The sequence below is a fragment of the Floridaenema flaviceps BLCC-F50 genome (assembly GCF_041929275.2).
Taxonomy (GTDB): Bacteria; Cyanobacteriota; Cyanobacteriia; order Cyanobacteriales; family Aerosakkonemataceae; genus Floridanema; species Floridanema flaviceps.
Window position 1 is genome coordinate 2,248,391 of the sequence record NZ_JBHFNR020000001.1, and the last position, 26,410, is coordinate 2,274,800.

The following is a 26,410-nucleotide window of genomic DNA, read 5'->3' on the forward strand; positions in this document are numbered from 1 at the left end:
ACTACCAAAAGACAGATTCGCTAATTATTTCCCAATTAAAATGTTTGGATCGCCAGTAAACCAAACACTATTGATGACTAACTTAGCGATTACCCAACGATCGCGATCGCGCACAAGATTTACATGATAATGGCTTTTGATCAAGCAGTGTCTGGTGCGATCGCCAGGAGGAAAATGTTGCGCTTCCGTAATAGTATGAAGCGTTGCCGTATCGCCATTTATTTTTGTGCGAGGATTGCTGACAGCGTGCGTTGTATCAAGCGAAAAGACCGAATTTTTAAATACTTGAAGAATCAGATCGCGCCCTTCAAAAATTGGATAATCAGTTCCCCACATTTTATTATTTGATGTCACATCAACAATAGCATCTGGCGCAAATGCAGAGACAAACAATTCCTCATCGCTAAAGTCAATACCTGCAACAAAGCGATATACAGCATCGGCTATTTCTAATCGATCGCGAACTTCAAAAGCTACTTCTGTGGGATTTTGTGTTGCATTCATTGGATTTCCTCCTGACTCAATCAGGTAAATTAGATGTGACTAAAAACCATTGATGTTTCCTTGGTAATAACGCTGTTCCAACCAAATTAACACCTCTTGTTCTGAAGCACAGTAAAACGATCGATCTGTCAATGGATCGTGAATATAATAACAGATGTTACCTGCACCGTCTTTTTGTTCAACAATTTTTAATTCTGGTTCTCTTATGCAACATTCAACTATAAAATTCCAGAATTTACTCAACCAAGAAAAGTATTTGATTTTGAATTGTTGAAATTTAGATGGAGAAATTTCAATCAACTCTAATTCTTGGTAAGATAGCTGTTCAGTTTTCATGGTTAAATCACTCGTAGAAAGCAGGTTCGTTGTAGGGACTTCAGTCCTACTACGACTAAAGTCGATACTACAAACAGGTTCGTTGTAGGGACTTCAGTCCTGCTACGACTAAAGTCGATACTACAAACAGGTTCGTTGTAGGGACTTCAGTCCTACTACGACTAAAGTCGATACTACAAACAGGTTCGTTGTAGGGACTTCAGTCCTGCTACGACTAAAGTCGATACTACAAACAGGTTCGTTGTAGGGACTTCAGTCCTGCTACGACTAAAGTCGATACAACGAACTGAAATTTATTCGGAAAATAGCGGTGCAATATCCATGTAAATTCTCATTTCACAAATTTTGTCGCCTCGGAAGCGTACAGTATCACCACAAGGCAAAGTAATAATTTTCCCATCATGACGAACATAAGTATTTTCCATTTCTACAATCACTAATTCTTCCGAAAGTTGCCACATATTTGTTAAATGATGATGCAATCCTTCGCATTTTTCCAAAAATGCCATTGAAGAATCTTTGATTCCTTGATGTCCGTAAACAACAGGAAAATTACCGAATTGATAAACAGCATCATCAGTGAAAAACTGCACGAAGTTGTTAATATTCATCGCTTCTCCAGCTAGGAATAATTGCTTGAGAATGTCGATTTTGGAACCAGAGAATTTAGGCCATTTTTTTGTATGAGGCCATTCCCAATTACCATTGCTATTATTAAAAGATGCGTTACCTGGCACAGCATCAGAAGCCCAAACAAAGTCTCTGCCTACTTCTTGGTTGTACTCTTGTTGTGCTCTTTTAAAATTAGCCAAAGTTGTACGAGTTACTTGATTAAATTCTAATTGCTCACCATTTGGCCCTTTGCAGTAAAATAATGCCCAACCGTCGAATTCTCCGGGAGGAAAAACGGTTTTCGCGTAGTGCAATCCCGCTTTTCTTCTCTCTGCTTCCGAGTTAACTGTGATGATTTTGTTCACTACAACTTCAGTCAAACCTCGCTTTTGACATTCTTCTTCTAACAACTTAGCAAATTCATTCAAATCCACATCATCTTTGACGTGAAAAGAGATGTGTGGTACGTTGGCATAACCGACAGAAGAAGGAATTTTGGCGAAAATATTTGGGGCTTTGTAGTTTAGTTTGGCATCGCGAAAATGGATGACTTCAACACAGGTATTACCAAAGGAAATGAATCGCACATCTAAAGCTTCTTCCGCACCATTCAGGATGTTGGGAACACCGATACATTTGGGGTTGATACCTTTTTCAATTGCTTCTAATTGTTCTTTTTGAAACATCAAGTTTTGCAAATCTTCGCCGTAAAATCCATTACCGCCGATCGCAACTTTCCCCCCTAAAATACCCACATAAAATTCCAAAGCTTTTTCCATGTCATCAACGGTAATGCCAAAATGTTGCACTCCTTGCAAATATTGGCTGAGGCTGGATTTAGTATTTTTACCGTTTAATGAATTGGCAACTTGCTTATCAATAAGTAGTGACATAATGAAGACTCCTTGCAACTAATCTCAGTTTCGTTGATGCAGGAGTCCTTGTCGTTACAGGAAAGTACAGCTAAAGTTCTGTTAAAGTTCAGGTATTTGGAAGGCAGAGGGCAGGGGGGCAGGGGGGCAGAGGGGCAGAGGGGCAGAGGGGCAGAGGAGAGAAAAGAAAATCTAAAATTTCCCAGTCCTCCGTCCCCAGTCGCTAGTCCCTAGTCCCTAAAACTCTTCACCACGTTCAGCTTTTGCTTTAGCTTTTGCTTTGTTGGCGCTACGTTTTAAAGCTTGCAGTCTGGCTTCGTAGCGACTGCGTTGGCGCTTGTTGTTGCTTTGATCGAGCAGAGTTTTTAAAGCACTACCTAAACTCTTGTAGGCGTTGGGGAGTGTGTACCCAAAGCGGGTGGCGAGGGCGATCGCTTTTTCATCAGCATCGATCGCTTCTTTAATTGTGCGTTCTCCGTTGTTCTTCTGATACAATCTCCAACCAGAAACACCGCACAGCGCCAACGCTAACAATAACAACAAACCATCTTGTACCCAAAGTTCACCGACAGCGCCACCTAAACCGATCGCTAACGCCGCCATTTCCCAACCATCTTTCGGGATAGTATCGTTTTGAATGCGAGCAACTTCGTGCCAAAACACCAAATTGCGCTGATCTAACGCCAGTTGATCCCAGCGCACCAAATCAATTTGAATCTCTACCTGATCTTTACCGATTTCTTCACAGCGGATCAGGGGTGGATTGATTTCAGTCGTTCCCTCAACCGTGACCCAACTCTGCATTTCTGGCGGCAACAGACTCTTCAAACGCCGCAATTCACTCATTTCGGATCTAGCAGAGGAGGTTACATAGGATGTCATAATTCCAGCCCCAGGAAATTACCAGCAAATAATAAAGGCTCTCTTTTTGGAGTATACCTCGTAATGTGCGGGATTGGTGATTGGGGACTAGGTACTGGGGACTGGGAAATTTTCGATTTTTGATTTTCGATTTTCGATTTTCTTTTTTTCCCCTGCCCCTCTGCCCCTCTGCCCCTCTGCCCCTCTGCCCCTCTGCCCCTCTGCCCCTCTGCCCCTCTGCACCTTAACCCCGATCGTGCGGTGAGTCAAGGTCAATAATTGGCCCTTTGGGAACGATGCGAGTCGGGTTAATTTTGTTGTGACTGATGTAATAATGCCGCTTAATGTGGTCAAGATTGCAAGTTTCTTTGACTCCGGGAATTTGGTAAAGTTCTTTCAGGTAATTCCACAGGTTTGAATAATCCCAAATATGGCGTAAGTTGCACTTAAAATGCCCGTAGTAAACCGGGTCAAAACGCAATAAAGTAGTGAACATACACCAGTCAGCTTCGGTGATTTGTTCTCCACACAAATACCTTTGTTTTCCTAATACTTCGTTCCAATAGTCAAGGGCGTTAAATAAATCGGTTACTCCCTCTTCGTAAGCGGCTTGACTAGTGGCGAATCCGGCGCGATAAACGCCATTATTAATTGGTTGGTAAATCTTGTCAATGGTTTGGTCAATTACTCCCCGCAAATTCTCAGGATAAAAATTCCAATCTGACTTAGCGAAATCTTGAAATTGCGTATCAAATATCTTAATTATTTCACGGGATTCATTATTTACAATCTTCCCAGTTTGCTTATCCCAAAGTACGGGAACTGTAACCCTTCCCTCGTATTTTGCATCTGACTTTAGATAGATTTGCCAGAGATAATTGGCACCATTCACTGTGTCGGGAATACATCCAGGTTCATCAGAAAATTCCCAACTATTTTGATCGATTATTGGGTGTACAACTGAAAGACCAATTACATCTTCTAAACCTTTCAATTTCCGCATGATAGCGGTGCGATGTGCCCACGGACAAGCCCAAGAAATATATAAATGATAACGTCCAGCTTCTGCTTTAAAACCGCTGGAACCATCTGCTGTAATTTGGTTGCGGAAAGTGGTTGCAGGACGAATAAATTTGCCTTGAGAGTCTTCTTGTTCTCGTTCTGATACCCATCGACCGTCAGCGAGTAAACCCAAGCCCATAGTTAACTCCTTGTTTAAGATCGATCGTCAGAAGTTGTACCTGCGATCGCTTCTACTATACCCCAAACTGTCCACAGAAAAACTGCGCCAATCAGGAAAAGCATGATACCGCTTAAAGCCCCAAAGGGATAAATCAGGAATAAGAGTAACAAAGCAAACAGTACAATTCGGATTAGTGGGTTATTCATGGGTTAATGTTGGTTAGATTACAAAGTTATAAATTCAGGGTATCTGGGGAAGGTTTGCGATCGTTTCCCCCTAAAAGATGATATTTTTTATTCGTTTGTTGTAACGACTTCAGTCGTTTAATTTATCCAAGGGAACACTAAAGTGTTCACAACGAACCATGATATGATAAGTTGCGAATCTAAAATTGAAGGATTATGTTAGCTGCAATTTTATTTGACTTAGACGGAACTTTGGTAAATACTGACCCTTTGCATTTTCAAGCTTGGCAAGAAATGTTATTAAATCACGGCATAGAAATGGATGAAGCTTTTTACCAAAGTCGGATTAGTGGGCGGTTAAATCCGGTTATTATTCAAGATATTTTGCCTCATTTAACTTTAGAAGAAGGTGAAAAATTTGCTGAAGACAAAGAAGCACGTTTCCGTGACTTAGCACCTTTACTGAAACCTTTAGCAGGAGTAGAAAAAATCCTTGCTTGGACAAAAGAACAGGGGTTAAAAACAGGATTAGTCACCAACGCACCCCGCAAAAATGTAGATTTTATGTTAGCAACTTTAGAATTAGCAGAAATCTTTGATACTGTATTTGTAGCGGAAGAAGATGTAACAGAAGGAAAACCCGATCCTGCTATATATAAACTTGCACTTGAACGGTTTAATATTACTCCAGATTTAGCTTTAGCCTTTGAAGATTCTCCTTCGGGAATTCGTTCTGCTGTCGGTGCAGGAATTCGCACTATTGGTATTGCTTCTACTCACGATCCACAAAAGCTTTACGATCTTGGTGCGTTTAAAGTTATCCCCGATTTTACTGATTTATCTTTGTGGAGTTTTATAACTGACGAAATGCAACTTCTATGATAAAAAAGTTAGGGAGCGATCGCTATTTCCCATCTCTTCAATTACCGTTAGATGGATTATTATTTCCCTCTTGCTGACGTTTCCAATCCTCTAAAACTTGGATACGCTCTGCTAAAGTAATATAATCACCCCACCAATCTACCTCTTTACCTTCTAACCTAATAACTCGTCTCTCATGTCCAACAATAATATCTCTCAAATCGCTGATAGAAGCACGTAAATCACCAATACCACGTTCCAGAAGAATTATGCGTTCAGTACTCGCAGCTATTGACTCCTCTACACGAGTCATTCTTTCATTACTCGCAGCTATTGACTCCTCTACACGAGTCATTCTTTCATTACTTGCAGCTATTGACTCCTCTACACGAGTCATTCTTTCATTACTTGCAGCTATTGACTCCTCTACACGAGTCATTCTTTCATTACTTGCAGCTATTGACTCCTCTACACGAGTCATTCTTTCATTACTTGCAACTATTGACTCCTCTACACGAGTCATTCTTTCATTACTTGCAGCTATTGACTCCGCAGTAATTAACTCCTCTACACGAGTCATTCTTTCATTACTTACTAACATAAATCGTTCTAAGAATGTTTCAATTCTGTCGAGTCGATCTTCACTCATAAATAATTTACTAAGTTTCCAGTAGATTTAGTAATTAGTATAGCTTAAGTAAAAGCTAAGATAATCAATTTGACTAATACATTTCAAAGAGTTCTTTAACGTCAAAATTGAAGACTTAATATAAAATTAGAAATCTGAGTTTTTAACCACATATATCCACAGATGTAGGCGTAGCTTTCCCGCAGGGTACACAGATAGGAAAGCAAAGTTCTACCTATTTACAGACAAGGCTTCTACCTGTGTATAGACTAAATCACTTGGTCAAAATCGCTAACTTGTTTACAGAAGTTAATAATTGGAAACATTTCTTTAAACAAGCATGGTCAACCTTCAAGAAGCTACCAAAGAATACTGGCGTAAGTTAAACGAGTTGGAAGCTGCCTACACTAGGGGCGAAGTTACGATTGAAGAGGTGGATACTAAGGTGCATACACTCATGAAAGAGCTCGGTGAAGCGCGTCGAGAAGCCTTAGCTTATTGGTGGCATAGCCTGCACCTTTGGTGTTCAGAGCGTCTAGAAATCATTGCAGGTGTAACGATGTTAGGCATTATCACTTACGCTTGGGCGGCTAGTACTAGTATTTAAAAACAGATTTTAGGGAATAATTATGGAACGAGAAATTAGCGATCGCAACAACACCACCTGGAAATGCGTTCAAGCCTATTCTGGGCTTTCCAACGATGAAGAAAAGCAAGATGCGGCGCAGGTGAAAGGGGAAGATGATACTTATTGGGTAGTTTGTACGCCCAGTGGTGGAGCAAAGTCAGTGCGGATCAAACTTCAGGGCGACTGGGAAAAATCCTACTCTGATGAGATGTTACTTAAAGAAATTGAAGCACAAAAATAACTCAAAATCTCCCAGAACTTACACAAATGTCACACCATTTAATTTCTAGGTACGTTGTTGCGCTTCAGCGCTACAGAAGGGCGCTGAAGCGCAACAACGTACCTTAGATGAAATGCGGATTAAACAGATTTTTTGCGTTTTCCATGTTTCTCTTTAATCCTTTGAATTTGCGCCTGAAATTCTGCACCCTTTTCAGGATTAATCATCGAAACATAGTTAGCAAAACCTTGAATGGAAGCAAGTAAATTTCCCGAATGTCCCCAATGTTTACCATCTAAACCATCTTTTTCAATTTGATACAAAGTGGCGCGAAAACGTTTTAAGGTTTTTTTATCAACGTTGAGTTTAGAGTTAACAACCACTCCGGTTACATCTTGCTGATTAGTATTTCGCATGATGCGGGTTTTCTCTTCATTAATTACAAACCCTTCGTGATCGACAATTGATTCAGTACGTCTTAAAATATTACATATATGTCGGCTAAATTCGCCGGAAGTGGAAAAGGTTAAATCATCGGCGTAGCGAGTGTAAACAAAACCCAATTTTTCTGCCATGTGTTCGAGACGGCGATCGAGTCTCCGACACATTATATTAGTAATAGCTGGACTCGTGGGTGCGCCTTGGGGTAAATGTCTTTCGCTAAGTGCGACATAATAAGTTTTCCCATCTAATTCTACTTCGGCAACTTCCGGTTCTGTACAAATTAAACCAAAGATTGTTGCTGCAATATCTGAGTAACCTAATGATTGGAAAAGTCCTTTAACTCGCTTGTAGGAAATTGAGGGAAAGAAGTCTTTTAAATCAAAATTAATAATAATTTCTGCACCGATATGAGGTTGGGCGTTAGTCACAATAGAATAACCTTGACGAAAGCCATGTGCAGCATTGTGCAGGGGAACTTTTTCCAGTATATTAGTTAGTATCCAATGCTGGGCTTTTTTTAGGCGAGGCATAGGGGCGGAAATAAGACGATCGCCAGTCGTTTTTTTCGGTATTTTGAAGCGCACATAATGAGTAATTGGCGAAGTTTTCCGAGAAAAGGCGAGAAAGCGCAATTCTCCCACACTAATTCCCATTGCATTGGCGATTTCTTGGGCGGTATTATAAGCAGCTAAACCGTAACTTTCCAGCCTTTCCTGATTGTATTCAGTATCGTTTAATCCCGCAGAAACGCGATCGCCTAAATAAACAATTTCCTGTGCTTTTCTTTGTCGCCAAGCTTCCGCCCGTTCTTGTCTTTCCCTTTCCCGACGTTCTTTATTTTCCTGACGTTTTCGCTTTGATTCTTCTAAACGTTGTAAGTAAACTTGTTTTTTCAGATATGTTTCATTATGTATTTGGCGATTTAGGCGATAAAGTTCATTAAGTTCTCGTTCTATTTCGCCACGTCTGCGTATTTCATCAGCCGGATCAGTTGGTAATTCGCCTTCTGCGGGCCAAAATCCCAAGCGAATCATTTCTTCTAAAATCACTTCTTCTCTGGAAGTTTGGCGGATGCGATCGTATAATTCTTGGCGAGTTCTGGGTTGTTGATCAGTCATATAATTTTAGATTAATTTAGCTGATTTATTTACATTTTATGCGCCAGCCACAAAGCCAAATTCCGCATATAAGTATGCACATCTTCCAAAGCACGAGGTTCGGTTTTTATAGTATTTCCCGGAGGTTCATCCACAAAGCTAGGACAACCCATATCCGCATCCCAATTGTAATCACAAAAATGGTGAAAAGTTGATTCTGCTACTCCACGCCCCAGTTGATTTCCTTCAGAATCTTTGACGCTTTCAAAAGCTACAGCTAAGTTAAACGTGCGCCCTGAAACCAAACTTTTACCCATAGCAATTACCTTTCCATTCGTTGCATCTGGGGCAACTCCCACAGCACCTTCATGGGGATGGGCGGGGAAAAATTCGATGATTCCTGAAGGCGAATCGGGATTTTTTAATAGTTCGTGAATGGGTGCAACAGGGGTAATTTTTTGATAGTCGCCGTTGCGTCCAGAATGATAGTTAGGCCAAGAAATGTAAGTAGTATAAATATCATCAACACAGCGCCGAGTTTCATCTGGATCGGGGTTTTTTGTTTGGAAATAATGGGCAACACCAACTGTAGGTATTTCGCAAATAGAACAGCCTAAATCTTGATGATCTCGCGTGGCTAAAATTCCCCCACCACGCTTATTAAATGCTGAAATGCCTGCAATATCTTGCTTGGTTAAACCATTGCCTACATCAACAGCAAATAACCACAGTTCATCAAAATCCAAATTACCCAAATTGCTTAAAACTGGGTCATTTCCTTGGGCATCAGATTCTCGATCTCTTGCTGTTACTTGAAACAGATAATTTCCAGCTTCATCTTTGACAGAGGCGAGATAATCACTTAATAGCGAGAAACGGGCAATACTCCAATCATCTTCAGTCGTGGGAATAGTAGTTTGCAACAGAATTTTAATTGGTTTACTCATAACCTCTGCCACCCAAACTGATTGAATTAAGCAAAAAATAAAACGCTATTACCAGTAGGTTTCCCCTTCGTAAACATCTCAGGACTAGATCGCTCAACTCAAGCCTAGTGTAGGTACTATCGCTCATTAGTTTCACGGAAACCAAACCGTAATAGCGATAGTACCTACTACTAGGCACAGTCAAGAGCGGGCTAGTGATGCGTGGGCGGACTAAGCGCAAGGACAGCGATCCACTGTCCAGAATGCAAGGCTGTTGGTGCCTACTGGTATAGCGCATTTGAATGTTACCTGCGTTGACGAGAATGATGTGTTCTTAAAGCCAAAATGTGTTCGCATGGGCCTTTGAACAACTTATTTTGTAAGTGCCAATTGCAGGTACATTCTGCTTGAATTATACGCTGATCTGAGTCGATCGTCAAAGATGGATTATATTTTCGTCCCTGATCTTTGACCACACCTTGCAAAACCAAAACATTAGCAGCATCGCCTGTGCAAGAAGTAACTTCGACCGCATTTTGACTTAAAAAACGAGTCGCTTTTTCCTCTCTTTCATTAGCAAAACGTAATTTCTCCATTGGTAGCGGTTCGCGACTTAATTCCCGCACTCGATATACTTGCTTATTTAAGTCAAAAATTGCACTACCAGCTTGCGTATAACTACTTAAAGCACCGAGAACTACAGAACGGTCTAAGTTCAAACGGCGAGCCAGCACATCGGGTGGTTCTGCCCAATTTTGCTTAAGGGCATTGAAAATTTGCTGTTTGGTGAGGTTATCCACTTCGGCGCGAGGTGCCATCAGGTCAAAGTTCCCCGCTTGCGCCCAATCGTTACTCGTCCATCCCGACAAACCCAAGGTAAAGGACATATCGCCCAAATCTGCAACGTAAAAGGAAGGCATCCCCGTACCGAGTAGGTGAACGGTAAACTTTTTCGCAATGGGGATCAGGCGTTCCAAGATGTGCAAGCGACGACGACCCCAAACGCGAATTACCTGTTCGTCATTTCCCAAGTAGGGAGAACGGGAGCACACAACCTCAATATTCCAAGGTTCAAAAACTACCCGCACAGGCTGTCCGGGTGTTAAATGATACCGCATTCCTCTTGGCCCTTTCTTTTCTTTATGTCGCCGCAAAACGAAACAAAGATTGTGAATATCCATTGGGTGTAAATCGAATTTTGTTGCGGGTAAAGACATGGCGGAACTTACTTGTAAAAAACCCCTTACCCAGCTATCTGGTAAATCGATTTTGACTTCTTTAAATGATTCTTCGTTGGTAGTTTGAACTTCAAAACCGGAAGGATCGACTTCTAATTTTGTTGTTTTGTAATTGCGGATTTTCTGAAATTCGTTGTACAAATCGTGAGAGTAATCAATATTAGTTGTTCCGCAAGCAAATTCATCGATATTTTTAAAGACTTCGTAACTTGCGCCTAGTCGCCCATAACTAGATTCATCGACGCTGAAACATTCAAAAAATATTTCGTCTGGGTGAACTGTGATTACTGGATCGAAGAGAAAGTAAATGTCTAATTTTTTGCGGAATACGTATTGGCGAAATTTTTCTCTTGCATCATAATATGGTTTGAGGCGTTGATAGTGATTACCGTACAAATCTTTCAATTCCGTCTGCAATTCCTGCATTCGGTTAACTATTTCTTGCCTTTGTACTGCTACTTGTTGCCAGTCAATTTCTAATTGTTTTGCCGCCCATTCTTTATATGCAGTTTTATCTTTTGGTTTAAAACGTAAGTCGGAAACAACCACATCATGTAAGGCGCTAATTGCTTCCCGAAAAGCGATGTTTTGCCGCAATTCTCCGATGAAAAAGGTAGGTTCTCGCTTAGTGTCGGGGGAGAATGACATCTGAGTGCGATCGCCCCTATCCACAACAGCAGTACTTCCCTTGTAAGCGTAATTTACTTCCATAGCAATTGTTATCCTTGTATTGTTATAAATCAGATAATTTCAAACTAACTGAAGCGGTTTACCAAATTGTATAGGTTCGGGAAGAGGTTTGCCATCTTCTGTGTAAGTATCTACTAAAAGTTCTAACACTTCTTGAGCATTTTTGAGCGCTTCTTCATAGCTATCTCCATGAGTATGACAATACTCTCCCCATTCTGGAAGACTGACAATATAACATTGATCTTCATCAGACCATTGAATAACTATAGTGTAACGATAATTCATTTTTGTTTCTCCTATTACTCTTGTATTTCTTCTATTTGTTGGAGGGCATTATTTACATCTTTTTCTTGATATGGTTTAGCATCATCTCCGTCATTTCCTGATAAAGTGATTGGCGTAGGTAAAAGTGGGTGATACCATTTTGTATGACTACCTTTGCCAGAACTATAAGTAAACCCAGCTTTTCGTAACATAGTTTTTAATTCTCTGATTTTTTTAGGCATACTTGCGATCGCATAATCTCTATTTTTAACCACAGATGACCACAGATGAACACAGATAAACACAGATAAGTTTTATCTCCGTTCTTCTGCGGTTTTAAATTCTTTGACTAAAATTGGTAATTCTAGATCGGGGTAAGTGCGTTTGATGTTTACCATACATTCGATCGCAGCTGCCTTATCAGCTATTACCATTGTTGCAGATTGTCGGGTCATGATTTCTGCTACTACGGTAGCAGCTTCTAAACTCTTTTGCGCCTCCCCATTCAAAAAAGCAAAAATGCGTTTTTTCGCTACGCTTCCCCGATTTACCAAAGATAAAACTGTGATAAAATAAGGTGTTAATTCCTCCAATTTTTCGGGATCGTTAACAGCGTAATTCTCCAAATAGTTGGTGACAAATAACTGCATATCTGTTGCTGGGTGTTCGCTGAATTTCAGCAAATATTCTTGTCCGTCAGCTTCTTGAAAATAGCCAGTTACCAAGTTTCGCCCAAAACTGCGAACTTCTTCTTTGATGCTATCGCAGAGAGTAATTAACACGCTGGGAGTCAAATCTTCCGCAGTGAAGAAAGTATTAAACAACCGAAAACCAAATTCTTGAGTATCTTCCCATTTACTCTCGACTATTCGCACGCCAGATAGCATTTCTGCTTCATTTCCCCGTAAGCGAGGCAAGTTTTTTAGCAATATTTGTCTCGCCGCTTCTCGCACAGCTAAAATTTCATTATCCGCCAGTTTAACTATTTCCATTGTCTCAAATTCTTCTGCCCAATTATCAGCATTGGCAATGATTACATAACCTGCTAATTCCTGAGTTGCAGAAGATTTCGCTTTTAGCAATCTTAAAGCAGTATCTTTGCTAATATTTGTCATCCATTCTGGTAAATCTTCCTTCAAGAAACGGACGAGATATTGACAAACTTCTTCTTTTGTTTTTGCTGTCATTAAAACGTCAATTATTTCCGTTGCTAATCTAGCGGCGAAGTCAGAATGATCTACTGCGAGGCGGCGAATAACTGGGCGAATGGCGTTACGAATATCTGCTAATTCGTGAGTTGCCATTGCCATCAGCAATGAATATTGATTTAATAAAGTAGAGTCGGGAAGTTGCCCGAAAATTCTAATTCCAAGTCCCCGAATTGATTCGTATTGTGAGACTATTAAAGAATCGATTAATCCGGGTGGTAAATTTTCGGCTGATGTTTCATGATTTACGAGAATTCTTGCACCTAATTCTTGCACTTCTAATACAGGATGTCTCAGTAAATCTTGAATAATTGACATTCCCAAAGTGCGTAACTGAGGAGTAAAGCAAGTTAGGAGAGTTTCCGCGATGTCTTTTGCTTTTTCTCCTGCATCGTTGGGTAATGCTAATACTTCGGTGATGATTTTAACGATTAAAAATTTTGCTGCATTCTCATCCAGAATTGAAGAATTGAGGAGTTGACGGGCGAATTGGCGAGTATCAGCAAAAGGATTAGTAACTAAAGCAGTGATAAAATTAGCATCAGCGAGAAAGGGTTCTCTTGTTTCTTCAATCCAGCGAAATGTAACCGTTCTTGCTTCAGGAATTACACAACTTGCCAAGGCTAAAACTAATTCTAAATTAGGTGCAGCGGAGTTGTAAATCCTTTGGGCTAATTCAAAGGCAAATCTTGCTGTGATTTCATAAGGTTTATTCAGTAATTTAATGATTGTTGCTGTGTCTAACTCTGTGCAAAATTGAGAACATTCGCGCAATGCTTTGATGGCGAATTGATGTACTGGTTGGCAGTTACTTTCTAATAATAAGTTTAACAATTCTGTGGGTTGTTGTTCCCAAAGTTTAGGAAAAGCTTCTTCCCGTACATTTGGTTCTGGATCTCCTGGTTTATAGTTTTCTTTACATAACCACGCTTTGTTATTTTCTCTGTATTCATAACGGTGGCTGTTCTCATAAAGGATGTGATTAAATGTGAGATATCCAGCGTAGATGTCCCAGCTTTTACTAATAGTAACGGTTTGCCAATTATTGTTGAACCTTTGCCATCGTGAAAAATTTATTTGTTTCGCTGGTTGTGCATCTCGATCGGAATATTGTAAGAGAATGCTTGCAGCCATTTTCACATAATTATCATCGCCTATTTCTCCTAATTCCCGGAGAGTTCGCCAGAGCCTTTTTTGCAAATATTGGCGGGTGAAATTGCTATAAGCAATTCTTGAATTCGAGCTTTTTAATTCTTCTAGAACTTCATCACGATCGACTTTATCCCATCGTCTTGTGTTAGAGTTGTATTTGTAGCCATATCTTACCAATTGCTCGCCTTCGGAAAGATTTATTAAATGACGATCGCTACGGAAGTTTGCTTTCTCTTTTTCAACCCGGTAAGCAATAATTCCGAAAACTTCTGCATCTAAGCGATATTCGGCTACTTTGAAAATATGGCGAACTTGTTTGAAATAGTTCGGTTTAAATGGTGCGGTTCGCAGAATTTCTAAAAGTGCGGGACGGACATTTTCGTTATTGATTTGGTAGATTGTATCGAGGACGGCAAAACCTTGGTAATCGCAACTCTGTAGATATGCTTTTAAGAGGTTGGCAAATTCTGTTGCCGAACCATTTTTAGCTGTTTCTTGTAATAGCTTAGGTAGTTCGGCTATTTTTTGCGATCGCAAATTCTCCTTTTCTGTTTCCTCCGAAAGTTTAAATGCTGCTTCCCAAGAAATTCGCCGCACAAATTCGGGGTTTTGGGGATTTTGGTATAAGTTTTTCAGGGTGGGTAAGGCTGTGCGATCGCCACAGTTTCCCAATGCCCAAGCTATGCAATAATCTCTTAAAGGTTCCCCTGTTCCAATCAGTTTTAAAAGTTCGGGAACTGCTTCGGTAATTTTTAATTCTCCAGCACGCCAAATTACTCTTTCTAAGGGCCACTTTTTGTTAGATGGTGCAGCGAGTCGGGTTAAAATTGCCTGTTTTTGTGAGTCTGGATTTGGCGGATTAAGCGTTTTTGGTGCGGTAGTTTCAGTAACTATTGTGCTGCTAACATCTTGATAGCCTTTTTTGGTCTTTTCGCTGACTAGTTTATCGAAAACTTTTTCAGCTTGGGCTAAGGTTACTGGTTGCTCGGTTTTTACTCCTTCTTTGAGGCTTGCGCCTCGGCGACCGTAGCGGAAGTTTACCACGTATCGATCGCTCCCAACCAAACAAAGATCGACTTCATAAACTTTGTCGGAAGTTCCTTCTTGGTAATGAAGCGTAGTTCTCTTAATTAATTGCATCGTGGTTCTTCCTGTGTCGAAAATCTTCCATCCCGCCAGGGGCTCAAGCCCCTGGCTAATAGCTTAAGTCCTCTGAAGAGGACTGAAAAGAGACATTTAATTCAATGTAATGTAACGCAAGTTGCCAGATGATTAGATCCCCCCTAACCCCCCTTACCAAGGGGGGAACCGGATTCTAAGTCTCCCTTACCAAAAGGGGGAACCGGATTCTAAGTCTCCCTTACCAAGGGGGAGAACTCCTTTCAAAGTCCCCCTTGGTAAGGGGGATAATGGGGGATCAAAATGTATAGGGTCATAACTAGCTATTTATATTAATTTAATTATTTTTGTAAACCGGGGATTTGATTCCCCGGTGGGATGGGTGTTTAACCTGCTGCCAAACTTTCGACGCTGAGTGGCACCAATTCGCCTTGGCGCGTGAGTCCTAATAACATGGGTTCTTGGGGTTGTATAAACTGTCCTGTAAGTACGCAACGTTCTTCTTTTTGCGCTGTGGCGGGTATACTGGCCCTGATATCCAACTTGGAAAATTGCGGTTTGTATGAACCTGATTTTTGTTGGACGTAGTTCCAGAGGATTTCCCGGATTAATGCCTGATATCCCTGATTGCCAGCCAGGTCTTTCAGTCTGTCTTTTAATTCTCTCTCCAAGCGAATGCTGGTAACATCCATTTCGGTGGTAGAGGTGCGAGTTAAGGCTTGCATATAACTTTTCTCCAAAAAAGGGTGGACAAATCTATAATACAAGTGTAGTATTTAAAAAGTAAGATTTCTAAGATACAGCTTTCAAAAACTACTCCAGTGATTTACCAACAGTCTCTATCCACTCAAATGCCTTCTTTCCCACGCTTCGACGGTGGCAACCAAGCCTCGTGGTGTGTTGGAATTGGTATAGGGGTGGATTATCTGTTGCGGGGAATCTATATTTTTGGAGAACGAGATCGCTCAAAAGATGGTGATTTTATTAATTTCGCCAGACATCAATTTAGTCTAAAAGCAAATTTACCGAGACGAAGCGGGAGGTACAGGCACAGAATAACTGTACCTGCATAAACAAGAAGAACCAAAAAACCTTCTGACCCCCGCTTCTAACTAAAAAGAGGCGGGGGTTTTTAAATAAGGAGTTGAATCGTGACGATAGCTTCGCAATCGCAGATACGTAATCCAATGGATGTGTTAGGAAAGTCGGTGGTAGTTTTTTCCCAGAACTACTTGCCGATGAGTCGAGTCAATATTAAACGCGCAGTTGTTTTGCTGGTGACTGGTAAGGCGGAACCTTTGGATCTGATTAAGGGTAAGACTGTGCAGATTCGATCGCCTTCCCAAGTGTTTCATGTTCCACAGCAGATTCGTCTGACTGTCACCAGTAATGAACGATTGTGGAAAGTGCCTCCGGTGAATCGGCGTGAGGTTTTACGGCGAGATCATCATAGCTGCCAATACTGCGGTAGCACGAAGAATCTGACGCTGGATCATGTGATTCCCCGATCGAAGGGCGGAAAACACAGCTGGGATAACGTAGTTACTGCCTGCGAAAGGTGTAATTCTCGAAAGGGCGATCGTACTCCTTTACAAGCGGGAATGCTATTGCGAAGTCAACCGAAAGCGCCTATGCACCCAGCAGTCTCTTTTGCCGAACAGTTCTGGCGCGAACAGCAAGAAAATCTGGAATAAAAGCGGGAGAAACCCGATAATGCTGAAACTCACTTACACCGAAAATGGCTTTAATTTAGAGCGTCTGGCACAATCTCTAGAAGATTGGGTCACGGCACGGGTGATTCTGTCCCTCCGCGCTGGTTGGCATATTTGCGTTGAACCGAGCACAGCTTCGTTCTTGCTACCTGCCGATTTGCCAGGGATTGAACGTCTGGAAATTGAGGCAAGACGCGAAGATTCTGAAATTGTCTCTGTAAGTGCTTGCGATGTCGATTATGTCGAAATTAGTTTGCGCGGCAGCTGGGTTTCGGCAACTTCTGAGAGCGATGAAGGAGTTTTTGTCGTCACGATGAGCGATCGAACTGAATTCTTTTTGTTTAAATTGTGGCAGCAAGCGCAAATTGTCGCTTCCTGCGTGAGTGAATAATAATTCTTGGGGGATGCACTACTGTGTGTCCTCCACTACCTAATCATATAAAACTAACCTGCTATTGGACTTAAGTTAATGGATGAAGAGATCAAGAAAACGGCTGTAGATAGATTAGCACGCGCATTTAAAGAAGCTATAGAGCTATATACCGATACTGCTCTATTATTAAATGCTTGTGATATTGCTAGAAAAAGATATGAGAATATTCATAATTTACCTTTTTTGAGTACAACTTGTAATATTCCACAAGATTATCAATATCGGATAGAATTTGATTTGATTTTTGAGCCGCCCGAATTAATACAGGAATACAGTGAGCCGTTATTAAAAGTATTAAGCTTAAACTATCTAGTCAGAGCAATAGCACTTTTTGATGCTTGTCTTGAGGATATATATGGAACACTTTTACCTGTATATGATATATCATTAACAGTTGAGAAAGTTACTAAGCGTGTTCTGTCAGCTTGGACAGAAAAACAAAATTATAGAAAAAGTCAACTTCGTTGTTTTTTTACTGATGAGTTAGGTTTGAAATCTCCTGAAAGATATCCAAAAAACACATTAGATATGCTGTTTGATCGATATGAAGAAATGAGAGAAATCAGACACGCAGTTGTTCATAACAAAGGGGTACTGGCCAAAAAGCATCAAGACAAACTCAAATTACTTAGTGAAAGATTGCCCGAAGAATTAAGACATTTATCCTTAGCTAATGCTGACTTTTTAGAAACCAATACAGTTAATATGGAAGTTCTTCAGATTTATATGATTAGATACTGGTTGTTTGAAGCAATCTCTTATTTAATGATCTCCTTTCAAGAAAGTTAGAAAATTTAAATATCTGATTGCTATGACAAAAATTTCGTCTATAAAGAGAATAAAGTTATTGTTTTAACCATCGTTTCTCGCGTCACAATACAAGAACGAGGGAACAGATAAATAATATGTTCCCTCGTCCCTATTATTTAGTTATGGTTTTGTTTATTCTCATCTTCTTCCGTTCCTATACTTGCTCTAGTTTTATCGTTAACTTTGGTCAGTTTATCAACTTCTTTACGGATACGATTGATTTGTTTTAAGATGTTAGCAGTTAATTCAGTCACCCAATTTAAGAAGATTGCCAAGACAATAAACCAATAAATTATGTCTGTGCTGAATAGATGCTGAAGGTTAAGTTGATGCAATATATACATCTTTTTTGCCTCAAAATTTTAACAACGTAATCCTATCAATCTTGATATGGCAAAAGGAGCGCACGCCATAGATAATAAAAGTTATTTTTGTGAATTTTATACAAAAATTTCTGAGTTTTCTGACTTATGCAATAAATATCGGGAGGTAATTCAGGCGGCTTTGACATTTGCTATTGAACCTGGAAAATATCTAAAATAAAATTGAGCTAATCCAATACGAGAACAAAAAATGTTTACTGTTTATCTCAAAAACGGAGAAACTGTCCAGGTAGCGTTAGAAGACTTAAAGGACTACCTAGACAAAAACCGCGACCAAGTTCAAATCCAGCAAAAAGAGATGGGTAAGCGCCGAACTGATGCTACTGTCCCTACTAGCAGTAAATAACTACGCTGACACCTGGCATGATCGCTATATACTGTCCTCTATCAAGCTGGTCTTCTGTTTCAGCCGCATAGATCGTACAATTCGTGAAAAACCGATACTCCGTCATTGGATCATCATTCGGTGACGGAATGTATTCTCTTTCACTTCCTAGCTCAACATAGACAGGAAAGACATCTTGGCGAATTATTTGACCGTAAACGTACCCATTAGAACGTGCTGCCTCAAACTCAGCACGTATAGTTCGGATTTTACTTGTCATTTTGCTAAATCGTTGCTGCTTGTAAATAAATTTTTCAGCAACTCTGACTCGATACTAATGTGAAACTATAGGCGTATTTTGGGCAAAAAGCTGCAAATATAAAGAATTTTGTTAAATAAAGTAAATTAATGGTGCAGTATCCAATTCCATGACTAGTCCTTGTAATTAGATTAACCATTACCATGAATCGCGTTCCTGATTAACGTATTCTTGTGCATCAATGCCATTCCAAACTTCTTTTCCTAACCCTTCCAATTCCATAATGTTGCGTGTTGGTTTAGCCATTACTCGATGACGTGCTACTGAAAGTAAGTCGTTTGCTAATTGTAGTTGTTCTTCTGGTGAAAGCTGTCTTGCTAATTTGAGGATTTCTATATAATTTACGGGGGGCATTGGACGATCTCCTTTGATGTTGTTATTCTCAGTTTAATCTAGAAAAAGTTCGATCGCTCTCCCCCCAAAAACAACCTCATTGAAAACAGGAGTTGAGACGATCGAATTTTAAGTGCGATCGTCTCAACTCCAGTATGTATTAATTTTTAGTTTTAAAAGGCTCAAACATCTCCACGATAGTAGGTAGTACCGCGATAGGTGAGTTTTTGGCTGGTGACTTGTCCGCTCTCTGAAGAACATCCGGGGAAATATTTAGCACCGCGATAAGAAAGTTGTAGATTATTTCGGGGTGATGAAATTATGGGTAAATATTTAGCACCACGATAGCAAAGCTGAGTATCATTTTGATTTTGTCTTGATGAAGAAGTAGGAGTATAGCTAATACCGCGATAAACCAGTTGCATAGTGGTTTCTCCAAAAAGTATTGGTTGTTTTTGAATGATTTATTGAGTCGATCGAGCAAAGGAAAGTGACGTTATTACTGCTGTACTGCACTACATTGATAGAGACATTTGATAGCGCCAGTTAAGAGCGCGAGGTTTTACATATTCAGTAGTTTCTGCTTTGGCTTGATAAGTTTCTCCTGCTACTTGATAGCGCCAATTTAAGGCGCGAGGTTTAACATAAGGTTTGGGAGCAGCGGGAGTGTAGTTGTAGATATGACCGCGATAAATTAGTTGCATAATTTACTTATCCTTGGCTTTTTGTACAATTTTTCTCTGTTTCTTATATTTTCAATAATTGCTCTTTCCTTCCCGAACGAAAAGGCTTAGTGAGCAAATTTAGGGAAATTTTTAAAAATAACTTTGAACTCTGGTAACTTTCCTTTGTAAAAAATTTATACGGTATAAGGCTTTAGCCTGCAATTTGACCAAAAAGCGATTTTTAAGATTCCATAAACAGTGATTAAGAGCATTGACGAACTAAAATTTGTTGAATAATAAATTAATTGCACTAATTTTGGGAGTGCGATTAATAAAGCGGCTCTTAATTATTGGTGAGTAAAGTACAGAGAAAACTAAGAACACGAAAGGAAACGAAAGAAATAGTAAGGACACGAAAAAGATAGTAAGTATAAGAAGTAAATCTAGAAGGCGAAGCGGAACAAAAAATCCCCCAAAAATTAATGTAGGGCTTGCGGAAAAAGTCTGTTGGTGAGGGTAGGGACACGGCATCATTAATATTTGCAACTCCTGCGTTATCTTTTGAATGCCGTGTCCCTACAATTTCCCCCAAAAAGGCAAGGTTTTTGCACTAAAAGATTGTGATAACCTTGCATTTATTGTCGGCAAAAAATGGGTAAAACCTTTGCATATCTTACCTTTTACCTTTTTGAAGCAAGCCCTAATGTAGAGACGTTGTATACAACGTCTCTACTTTCATTTTGAAAAACTATTGAATCAAAATCACTGCTTCCTCTGCTTTGGCATACAAAGCTTTTTTCAACTGTTGCACAACTTTGTTAATCAAATCATCAAAAGCACCTTGATTTTCCAACATTTTCTTTCGCAAGTTTTCCGATAAATCGGGTTTCATTTCCTTACACATTTGGTCAATCTTTTTCTCACCAACGGCAAAGAAACGAATCCAACCAGGAATATCTAGTTTTGTTCTGAGAATTTCTTCCAATCTTTCCCGATTTAACCGCACTCCTTCGCCTAAAACTGCTGCACCGTAAACTAACAAAATGGGTAAAATAAAGTGTCCGGTTAGTATTAAGGTTAGCAGACTGCCGATCGTACCTCCAGCAATAATTAAGTTGATGATAAAGCTGACGACAACTGCTAAGATATCGTCTCCCAAGTTCAGGTTTGGATTAACTATCGCTGGATCGATTCCTTCTTCAAAGCGCAAGCTGCTTTTAGAGATTTGATATCTTTGACAAATGGGATCAGTTTCTGTGGCTAAGTCGGGTTGAATTTTGCGATTAAACCAAGTGACACATTGAGCATTGATGATTTGCTGGGCGCGATCGCTTTTTAACCATTGTTCCGCCCGTTTTTCAATTTCCACTTGCAAATCTGCTAAAGTGCGAATTTTGTTACTTTGCCAATCTTTTAAACCGGGTTTAACTGCATTTTCAATTAACGCATCAGCCAAAGGTTGATTTAACAAAGTAATTAAATCAGGAATATGTTTAGAAATCAACTCTTTAAGTGTTGGTGACTCACATAATTTGTTGAGTTCTTCTTTAAATCCAGAGGCGCGTAAATCCCATCTTCCCACACGAGATAAACCCAGCGCAATACATCTTTCTGGTTCAGGATCTGGGCGAACATTTGTGTCAGGTTCGGGGAATATTTCCGCGCAAATATCACGAGTAAATTTCATCCGCGATGCGCCACCAGTCATTAACACAACTTTCGGAACAATCCCCTGATTTGCTAACTCTTGTTTCGCTTCTATTACTGCTTCTCGAAAAGCTTGCGCCCAACTTTTATTATGCAATTCTGGCAAAGGTTGGTTGATTATTTCCTCCATAATCTCTTTATTCACTTGGGGGATAAAGTGAATTTGGGGAGTGATGAATTCAAAACCTCTGGCAAATGCGCCAGAACTAGCATATAACTGTTCGTTGGAAAAGTAATCTTCTTTGACTTTCCGACATTGAATTTCACAGCGATATTTGTGATGAGGATATTCTTCAAATACTTCTTTTAGAAATTGTCCTTCCTCATGTTCCGCCAAAGTTCGAGCTAAAATTGCTCTGTCAATTAAAGATGCGCCTAAAGTATTTTGTCCGAAATCTAAGGGCATTTCATACAAGCTTTTAACCAGGGTAAAGTCGGTAGTTGAAGAACCAATATCAACGATTAAAACTGTTGATTTTAGTTCATTAAATCCTAACTTTCCGCCTTCTTTCGCTTGCATGAAAGCTGCACGAGATTCAGGAACAACGGATATTAAGGGAATCCCGGATTCTTTGAGTAAACTTTGGTATTCTTGGCGTTCAGTTGGCGACCAACCTGAAGGACAACCGATGTAAAATTGGCTATGTTCTCCGCCTTCAATTTGTTTGCTTTCTTTCAACAAATTGTAGTATGCTTCGACAAAACTCCGCATGGTTTTGCGATAGTTAGGCGAGTTGTTGGGTTTTTCTTTAAAGCCAATTTGTAAGCGATCGACACCAGCTTGAATTAAGGCTTGATCTCCCACTAATACGCCTAATTCTGGATGCCAGCCGATGGCGGTAATTTGAATTTTTTTGTTGTTAACTTCCAGCATATCTGGAGTTTCGATGCTGTCTACTTTAGCCTTAGCTAAGGCTGTTTCGCCATGTCCTAAATCAAATCCAATTGTTTCTATCACTTGTGTATTCATTTCAGTTAAAACCTACCGTAAAATTTAGTTTTCTGCTGCTTTGTTCATTGGTTCAATGACTCTACCTCTGCGGAGTAATCGATCGCCTTTCAACAAAGCGGGTGTTAAGGTGACGTATTCTTTGGAATTGCGATCGATACTTGGTTCAAAGTCAAAATACTCTCGCGGACTTTGCGGATCGTTAAGTCGATAATTCTGCACATAAATTCCCTGATCCATCAAAATTTGTGGCACCATTTTACTAATTTCTAACGCCATATAAGGATTACCTAAAAATGATGCACCCCAAAGTTTCTGCAAGAAATCTAACATTTCTGGCATTTCTTGGATACCACCAGTACCAGAGGGTTGATTCGTTACGGAAACTTGGGCGACTGCGCGATCGATCGTACTCAAAATATCCGCCAAATTATCCAAGAAAAACTTACTATCTACCTGAATACTTGGTTGTAAAGCTGCCAAAGATTGACTTAACTCAACATTATCTTGCTTACCACTTTTATCCAGTTGTAATGCTACTTCCAATCCGGCAAGCACCGTTACCAGCAGAATTGGCATCCATACACCTGGGGTATCATCAATCAACGAAAATAAAGAAGTGAAAATACCGACACCGATGGGTATTTGCAGCACTTTTAGTAATAGTTTATTGGGTGAGGATTTCTTGGTGCGGTTAACAATCTGCTCAATATTTTGCTGAATCAGAGTCGCCTCATCAGCAGTGGAGAGAGTACCAATAGACTGACGCAGCGTATCCAGAAAAAACTTCACCAAGCGTACCTGAGAAACACTCAGTTCGCCAATGTAACTTTTTTCCAAATTATCAATTTTAGTTTGTACCAGCTGAACTACCTGCTTCATGCTGGTTGCTTTATCAATCTCCGTTTCCAGTTCGCCACGTTCTTTACTAAAAAGCGTAAATAATGTTTGCATTTTAACACCCAAATTTCAGTGTTCTATAACTAAAGAATCTTTGTAATATAAATACCTTATTTTTCCACTCAGTTATCAAATATTATATAAAATTTAAATTAAATAATTTTTTAACGCTTAATCAATCTCCATTTCTTCTCTCTGCGTTCTCTGCGCCTCTGCGGTTTAAAAAATTCTCCTCTGTCCTATTTTAGGCTGATAACTTACCCAACCAACAATGAGTAAATTCACGCCTAAAACTATTAACTTTTGTTCGGAAAACCACACTAGTTAATTCCCCTAATTACTTACAGTCCGGTCTAAATTTTGGTCATTCCAAGAAGTAGGATCTTCCACAGGTTCTAAATGGGTAAACACATAAGTTCCCGGAAGCGCCTTAATGATAGTCAACTCAATTTCCTCACACAAAGCATGACCTCGCTTTACAGTCCATTCTCCCGGAACTAAAACATGGAAAGAAACAAACCGACGCGCCCCAGCAACTCTAGTTCGCAAAGCATGAAACTGAATGTTTTGACTATCGTAAGTAGTTAGGATATTCTTAATAATTTGCTGTTCTTCTTTAGGCAATCCAGTATCTAAAAGTCCGGCTCCTGTTTCACGTAAAAGCCTCACTCCTGCCCAAACAATATTAATAGCTACTGCCAAAGCAATTAACGGATCGAGGATTAACCAACCTGTTAAAGGTACAGTAATTAAAGCTATTACTACACCCACAGAAGTCCAAACATCAGTTAATAAGTGATGAGCATCAGCTTTGAGAGTAATTGAACGCAGACGTTTTCCGGCACGTAACAATACAACAGCAACTATTCCATTAATAACAGATGCTATTAATGACAGCACTAATCCTAAGCCTATTTGTTCTAATTCTTGAGGATTAAAAAGACGATTCCATGCGGCAAAAGCAATGCTAATAGCAGCAACTAAAATTAACGCACCTTCGACACCGCTGGAAAAATATTCGGCTTTAAAATGCCCATAAGCGTGTTTTTCATCCGGTGGTTTAGCAGCATAACTTACTGCCCAAAATGCCACTAAAGCAGCCACCAAATTAACACATGATTCCGCAGCATCCGATAATAATCCTACTGAACCTGTGAGGAAATATGCGCCAGCTTTTAAAGCAATGGTAATTAAAGCGGCTGCGATCGAGATTAAGGTGTAGAAACGGGCAGATTTGTTGCTCATAGCAACTGCTCATAACGGCTTGCACTTGAAAGTTTACCTAAATTTGCGGAAAATTTCATTAATTATTGGAATTGTAGAGGAGAATTTACCATGAGCTACAAAGCGGTTGTGAGAACGGAAGGAGATCCTTTAAATGTTCGTTCTACTCCTAACGGACAAATTATTGGCAGCCTCATCAATGGAACAGAGGTAGAAGTTAGTGGTGAACCCGTAGCAGCGGAGGGAAGAAATTGGGTAGCAATTGGTACTAATCGCTGGGTAGCTTCCGAATTTATTTCCCGAATCCTTAAAGACGATGATGATAGTAACCCAGACTCTAATTCGATTAAAGGGGCAAAAATTGTTGCTACTCAAACTGATGAAATAATTGTGGGAGGTTTGAAAGTTTACCGCACTGAACTGATTGATGCTACAGGTAAAATTATTGACAGAGTAAGAACTGTTTCTGGGAGAGTTGGAAAACAAACTCCTTCTGAAAAACCTGGTTCGCAAACTCCCATACCTTTTGGTGTTTATAGGTTCGATCGCCCTGGTGCTGTAGAAGCTGCACCCGGAGAATTCGGCGGAGTTTGGTCGCCAGTTACTCCTACTTTTCCAACCAAAAGAGGTGGTTTTGGAGTTCATTACGATCCTTCAACATTCAAAAACAATTCTCAAACTGGAACCGCTGGATGTTTAGCAACACCAACAATTAAAGAACGAGAAATTGTCACTAATTTTATTCGCACTTACAAACCAACCCATCTAATAATTCAAAAAAATTAACAACTTCATTTGTGATTTTAAATCATTGATGAACTGAACCATCTGGCATAATTGCACCTTGAAGATTAGCACCATTGAGGATTGCTTTTTCAAGGTTCGCGCCTCGTAAATTTGCACCTCGCAAATTAGCTCCTGTAAGGTTAACTTTGCTCAAATTAGTCCACCTTAAATCAACATTGTTCAGTTCACAAAAGCTCATATTGGCGCGAAAAAGGTAAGCACCAATTAAGTGAGCTTGGCTTAAATTTGCTTCCTGAAAATCGGCATTGTAGAGGTAAGCATCCATTAATTCTGCTTCATAAAGATTGGCTTTACTGAAGTCAACACTAATTAAATTAGCAGTTCTTAAATTTGCATCTCTGAGATTGGCTCTCGTTAGTTTTGCGCCACTTAAATCTGCTGCTTTTAAATTTGCTTCGCTTAAATCTGATCCGATTAAATTAGCGTTACTTAAATCAGCGCTTTTGAGATTAGCTTTACTCAGGTTAGCACCGATTAAAATAGCATCAATTAATTCTGCTTCTTTGAGGTTGGCTGCACTGAGATTGGCTAAACTGAGATTGGCATTACTCAAATTTGCTTTAACTAGTAAAGCTGAGTGAAGATTAGCACTGCTCAAATTAGCGTTGCTAAGATTAACTGCTGGCAGTAAACTATTACTTAGGTCTGCTTTATTTAAATTAACTGCTTGTAAATCAGCATCTAATAAATTCAATCCAGATAGGAAAGCTTCGCTAAGATCTGGTTCGATTTTGGGGTGGTTTTTTCGCCACTCGATCCATTTAAGTTTGTTAGTTTTAACTAAATTTAGATGTTCTATATTTGCCATGCTTAAA

Annotated in this window: 30 protein-coding genes; 8 read left to right on the forward strand and 22 right to left on the reverse strand. The window is 39.9% G+C overall.

All coding sequences use genetic code 11. The features are described from left to right. Positions 1-24: 24 nt before the first annotated feature. The 6 genes from ACE1CI_RS10705 to ACE1CI_RS10730 form a co-directional block, all read right to left on the reverse strand. Positions 25-504, reverse strand: coding sequence for a nuclear transport factor 2 family protein (locus ACE1CI_RS10705; protein WP_413263710.1), 480 nt, complete (start codon positions 502-504; stop codon positions 25-27). Between the two features lie 39 nt (positions 505-543). Then, positions 544-840 carry a hypothetical protein gene (locus ACE1CI_RS10710; protein ID WP_413263709.1) on the reverse strand — a complete coding sequence of 99 codons (297 nt, stop codon included), beginning with the start codon at positions 838-840 and terminating at the stop codon, positions 544-546. A 293-nt stretch (positions 841-1,133) separates the two neighbouring features. Then, entirely contained in the window at positions 1,134-2,345 is a 1,212-nt protein-coding gene (locus ACE1CI_RS10715; protein WP_413263708.1) for a nuclear transport factor 2 family protein, read from the reverse strand. A gap of 216 nt (positions 2,346-2,561) precedes the next feature. After that, entirely contained in the window at positions 2,562-3,206 is a 645-nt protein-coding gene (locus ACE1CI_RS10720; RefSeq protein WP_413263707.1) for a DUF3318 domain-containing protein, read from the reverse strand. A 223-nt stretch (positions 3,207-3,429) separates the two neighbouring features. Continuing rightward, the gene (locus ACE1CI_RS10725; RefSeq protein WP_413263706.1) at positions 3,430-4,386 is read right to left on the reverse strand and encodes a glutathione S-transferase family protein; all 957 of its coding nucleotides are present in this window, start codon (positions 4,384-4,386) and stop codon (positions 3,430-3,432) included. Between the two features lie 14 nt (positions 4,387-4,400). Further along, the gene (locus ACE1CI_RS10730; protein WP_413263705.1) at positions 4,401-4,574 is read right to left on the reverse strand and encodes a hypothetical protein; all 174 of its coding nucleotides are present in this window, start codon (positions 4,572-4,574) and stop codon (positions 4,401-4,403) included. Positions 4,575-4,769: 195 nt separating this feature from the next. Between ACE1CI_RS10730 and ACE1CI_RS10735 the strand changes: the two genes are divergently transcribed. Next, on the forward strand, positions 4,770-5,435 hold the full coding sequence (locus ACE1CI_RS10735) for an HAD family hydrolase (protein ID WP_413263704.1): 666 nt from the start codon (positions 4,770-4,772) through the stop codon (positions 5,433-5,435). Between the two features lie 37 nt (positions 5,436-5,472). On the opposite strand, the gene ACE1CI_RS10740 is transcribed toward ACE1CI_RS10735, so the two are convergent. Further along, positions 5,473-6,063: a hypothetical protein gene (locus tag ACE1CI_RS10740; protein ID WP_496615395.1), complete on the reverse strand. Its 591-nt coding sequence runs from the start codon at positions 6,061-6,063 to the stop codon at positions 5,473-5,475. A gap of 319 nt (positions 6,064-6,382) precedes the next feature. Between ACE1CI_RS10740 and ACE1CI_RS10745 the strand changes: the two genes are divergently transcribed. Together ACE1CI_RS10745 and ACE1CI_RS10750 are read left to right on the forward strand one after the other, a co-directional pair. Next, positions 6,383-6,649: a hypothetical protein gene (locus tag ACE1CI_RS10745; RefSeq protein WP_413263702.1), complete on the forward strand. Its 267-nt coding sequence runs from the start codon at positions 6,383-6,385 to the stop codon at positions 6,647-6,649. 22 nt (positions 6,650-6,671) lie between these two features. Continuing rightward, positions 6,672-6,911 (forward strand): hypothetical protein, encoded by a 240-nt coding sequence (locus ACE1CI_RS10750; protein WP_413263701.1) that lies wholly within the window; start codon positions 6,672-6,674, stop codon positions 6,909-6,911. A gap of 119 nt (positions 6,912-7,030) precedes the next feature. On the opposite strand, the gene ACE1CI_RS10755 is transcribed toward ACE1CI_RS10750, so the two are convergent. The 7 genes from ACE1CI_RS10755 to ACE1CI_RS10785 all read right to left on the reverse strand — a co-directional run bounded on the left by ACE1CI_RS10755 (position 7,031) and on the right by ACE1CI_RS10785 (position 15,753). Next, entirely contained in the window at positions 7,031-8,452 is a 1,422-nt protein-coding gene (locus tag ACE1CI_RS10755; RefSeq protein ID WP_413261057.1) for a reverse transcriptase family protein, read from the reverse strand. A gap of 29 nt (positions 8,453-8,481) precedes the next feature. Beyond that, positions 8,482-9,378, reverse strand: coding sequence for a hypothetical protein (locus ACE1CI_RS10760; RefSeq protein WP_413261058.1), 897 nt, complete (start codon positions 9,376-9,378; stop codon positions 8,482-8,484). A gap of 284 nt (positions 9,379-9,662) precedes the next feature. Then, positions 9,663-11,306: an SWIM zinc finger family protein gene (locus ACE1CI_RS10765; RefSeq protein ID WP_413261059.1), complete on the reverse strand. Its 1,644-nt coding sequence runs from the start codon at positions 11,304-11,306 to the stop codon at positions 9,663-9,665. A 39-nt stretch (positions 11,307-11,345) separates the two neighbouring features. Then, positions 11,346-11,570 carry a type II toxin-antitoxin system HicB family antitoxin gene (locus tag ACE1CI_RS10770; protein ID WP_413260102.1) on the reverse strand — a complete coding sequence of 75 codons (225 nt, stop codon included), beginning with the start codon at positions 11,568-11,570 and terminating at the stop codon, positions 11,346-11,348. Between the two features lie 14 nt (positions 11,571-11,584). Beyond that, positions 11,585-11,791, reverse strand: a complete 207-nt coding sequence (locus tag ACE1CI_RS10775; RefSeq protein WP_496615608.1) for a type II toxin-antitoxin system HicA family toxin — start codon at positions 11,789-11,791, stop codon at positions 11,585-11,587. A gap of 72 nt (positions 11,792-11,863) precedes the next feature. Beyond that, positions 11,864-15,049, reverse strand: coding sequence for a WGR domain-containing protein (locus ACE1CI_RS10780; protein ID WP_413261061.1), 3,186 nt, complete (start codon positions 15,047-15,049; stop codon positions 11,864-11,866). 365 nt (positions 15,050-15,414) lie between these two features. Then, complete coding sequence (locus tag ACE1CI_RS10785; protein ID WP_413261062.1) at positions 15,415-15,753, reverse strand: hypothetical protein; 339 nt, start codon at positions 15,751-15,753, stop codon at positions 15,415-15,417. Between the two features lie 462 nt (positions 15,754-16,215). Between ACE1CI_RS10785 and ACE1CI_RS10790 the strand changes: the two genes are divergently transcribed. The 3 genes from ACE1CI_RS10790 (at position 16,216) to ACE1CI_RS10800 (ending at position 17,962) form a co-directional block, all read left to right on the forward strand. Beyond that, positions 16,216-16,722 (forward strand): HNH endonuclease, encoded by a 507-nt coding sequence (locus ACE1CI_RS10790; RefSeq protein WP_459563973.1) that lies wholly within the window; start codon positions 16,216-16,218, stop codon positions 16,720-16,722. A 19-nt stretch (positions 16,723-16,741) separates the two neighbouring features. Then, a complete protein-coding gene (locus ACE1CI_RS10795; protein ID WP_413261063.1) occupies positions 16,742-17,131 on the forward strand; it encodes an alr0857 family protein in 390 nt (129 codons plus the stop codon). 78 nt (positions 17,132-17,209) lie between these two features. Beyond that, entirely contained in the window at positions 17,210-17,962 is a 753-nt protein-coding gene (locus tag ACE1CI_RS10800) for a hypothetical protein (RefSeq protein WP_413261064.1), read from the forward strand. A 137-nt stretch (positions 17,963-18,099) separates the two neighbouring features. Here the strand turns inward: ACE1CI_RS10800 and ACE1CI_RS10805 are convergent, their stop codons facing one another. Next, on the reverse strand, positions 18,100-18,327 hold the full coding sequence (locus ACE1CI_RS10805; protein WP_413261065.1) for a hypothetical protein: 228 nt from the start codon (positions 18,325-18,327) through the stop codon (positions 18,100-18,102). A 229-nt stretch (positions 18,328-18,556) separates the two neighbouring features. Here ACE1CI_RS10805 and ACE1CI_RS10810 point away from each other — a divergent pair, with 229 nt between their 5' ends. Beyond that, positions 18,557-18,712 carry a hypothetical protein gene (locus ACE1CI_RS10810; protein WP_413261067.1) on the forward strand — a complete coding sequence of 52 codons (156 nt, stop codon included), beginning with the start codon at positions 18,557-18,559 and terminating at the stop codon, positions 18,710-18,712. Positions 18,713-19,148: 436 nt separating this feature from the next. Here the strand turns inward: ACE1CI_RS10810 and ACE1CI_RS10815 are convergent, their stop codons facing one another. The 6 genes from ACE1CI_RS10815 to ACE1CI_RS10840 form a co-directional block, all read right to left on the reverse strand. Next, entirely contained in the window at positions 19,149-19,364 is a 216-nt protein-coding gene (locus tag ACE1CI_RS10815; protein ID WP_413261068.1) for a hypothetical protein, read from the reverse strand. A 161-nt stretch (positions 19,365-19,525) separates the two neighbouring features. Beyond that, positions 19,526-19,768: a DUF4278 domain-containing protein gene (locus ACE1CI_RS10820; RefSeq protein ID WP_413261069.1), complete on the reverse strand. Its 243-nt coding sequence runs from the start codon at positions 19,766-19,768 to the stop codon at positions 19,526-19,528. Between the two features lie 90 nt (positions 19,769-19,858). Next, entirely contained in the window at positions 19,859-20,047 is a 189-nt protein-coding gene (locus ACE1CI_RS10825; protein ID WP_413261070.1) for a hypothetical protein, read from the reverse strand. Between the two features lie 709 nt (positions 20,048-20,756). Beyond that, on the reverse strand, positions 20,757-22,685 hold the full coding sequence (locus tag ACE1CI_RS10830) for an Hsp70 family protein (protein WP_413261071.1): 1,929 nt from the start codon (positions 22,683-22,685) through the stop codon (positions 20,757-20,759). 24 nt (positions 22,686-22,709) lie between these two features. Beyond that, a complete protein-coding gene (locus ACE1CI_RS10835; RefSeq protein WP_413261072.1) occupies positions 22,710-23,618 on the reverse strand; it encodes a hypothetical protein in 909 nt (302 codons plus the stop codon). A gap of 279 nt (positions 23,619-23,897) precedes the next feature. Then, entirely contained in the window at positions 23,898-24,809 is a 912-nt protein-coding gene (locus ACE1CI_RS10840; RefSeq protein WP_413261073.1) for a cation diffusion facilitator family transporter, read from the reverse strand. A 90-nt stretch (positions 24,810-24,899) separates the two neighbouring features. Between ACE1CI_RS10840 and ACE1CI_RS10845 the strand changes: the two genes are divergently transcribed. Further along, complete coding sequence (locus ACE1CI_RS10845) at positions 24,900-25,574, forward strand: SH3 domain-containing protein (protein ID WP_413261074.1); 675 nt, start codon at positions 24,900-24,902, stop codon at positions 25,572-25,574. Positions 25,575-25,596: 22 nt separating this feature from the next. On the opposite strand, the gene ACE1CI_RS10850 is transcribed toward ACE1CI_RS10845, so the two are convergent. Then, a complete protein-coding gene (locus ACE1CI_RS10850; RefSeq protein ID WP_413261075.1) occupies positions 25,597-26,403 on the reverse strand; it encodes a pentapeptide repeat-containing protein in 807 nt (268 codons plus the stop codon). Positions 26,404-26,410 lie beyond the last annotated feature (7 nt).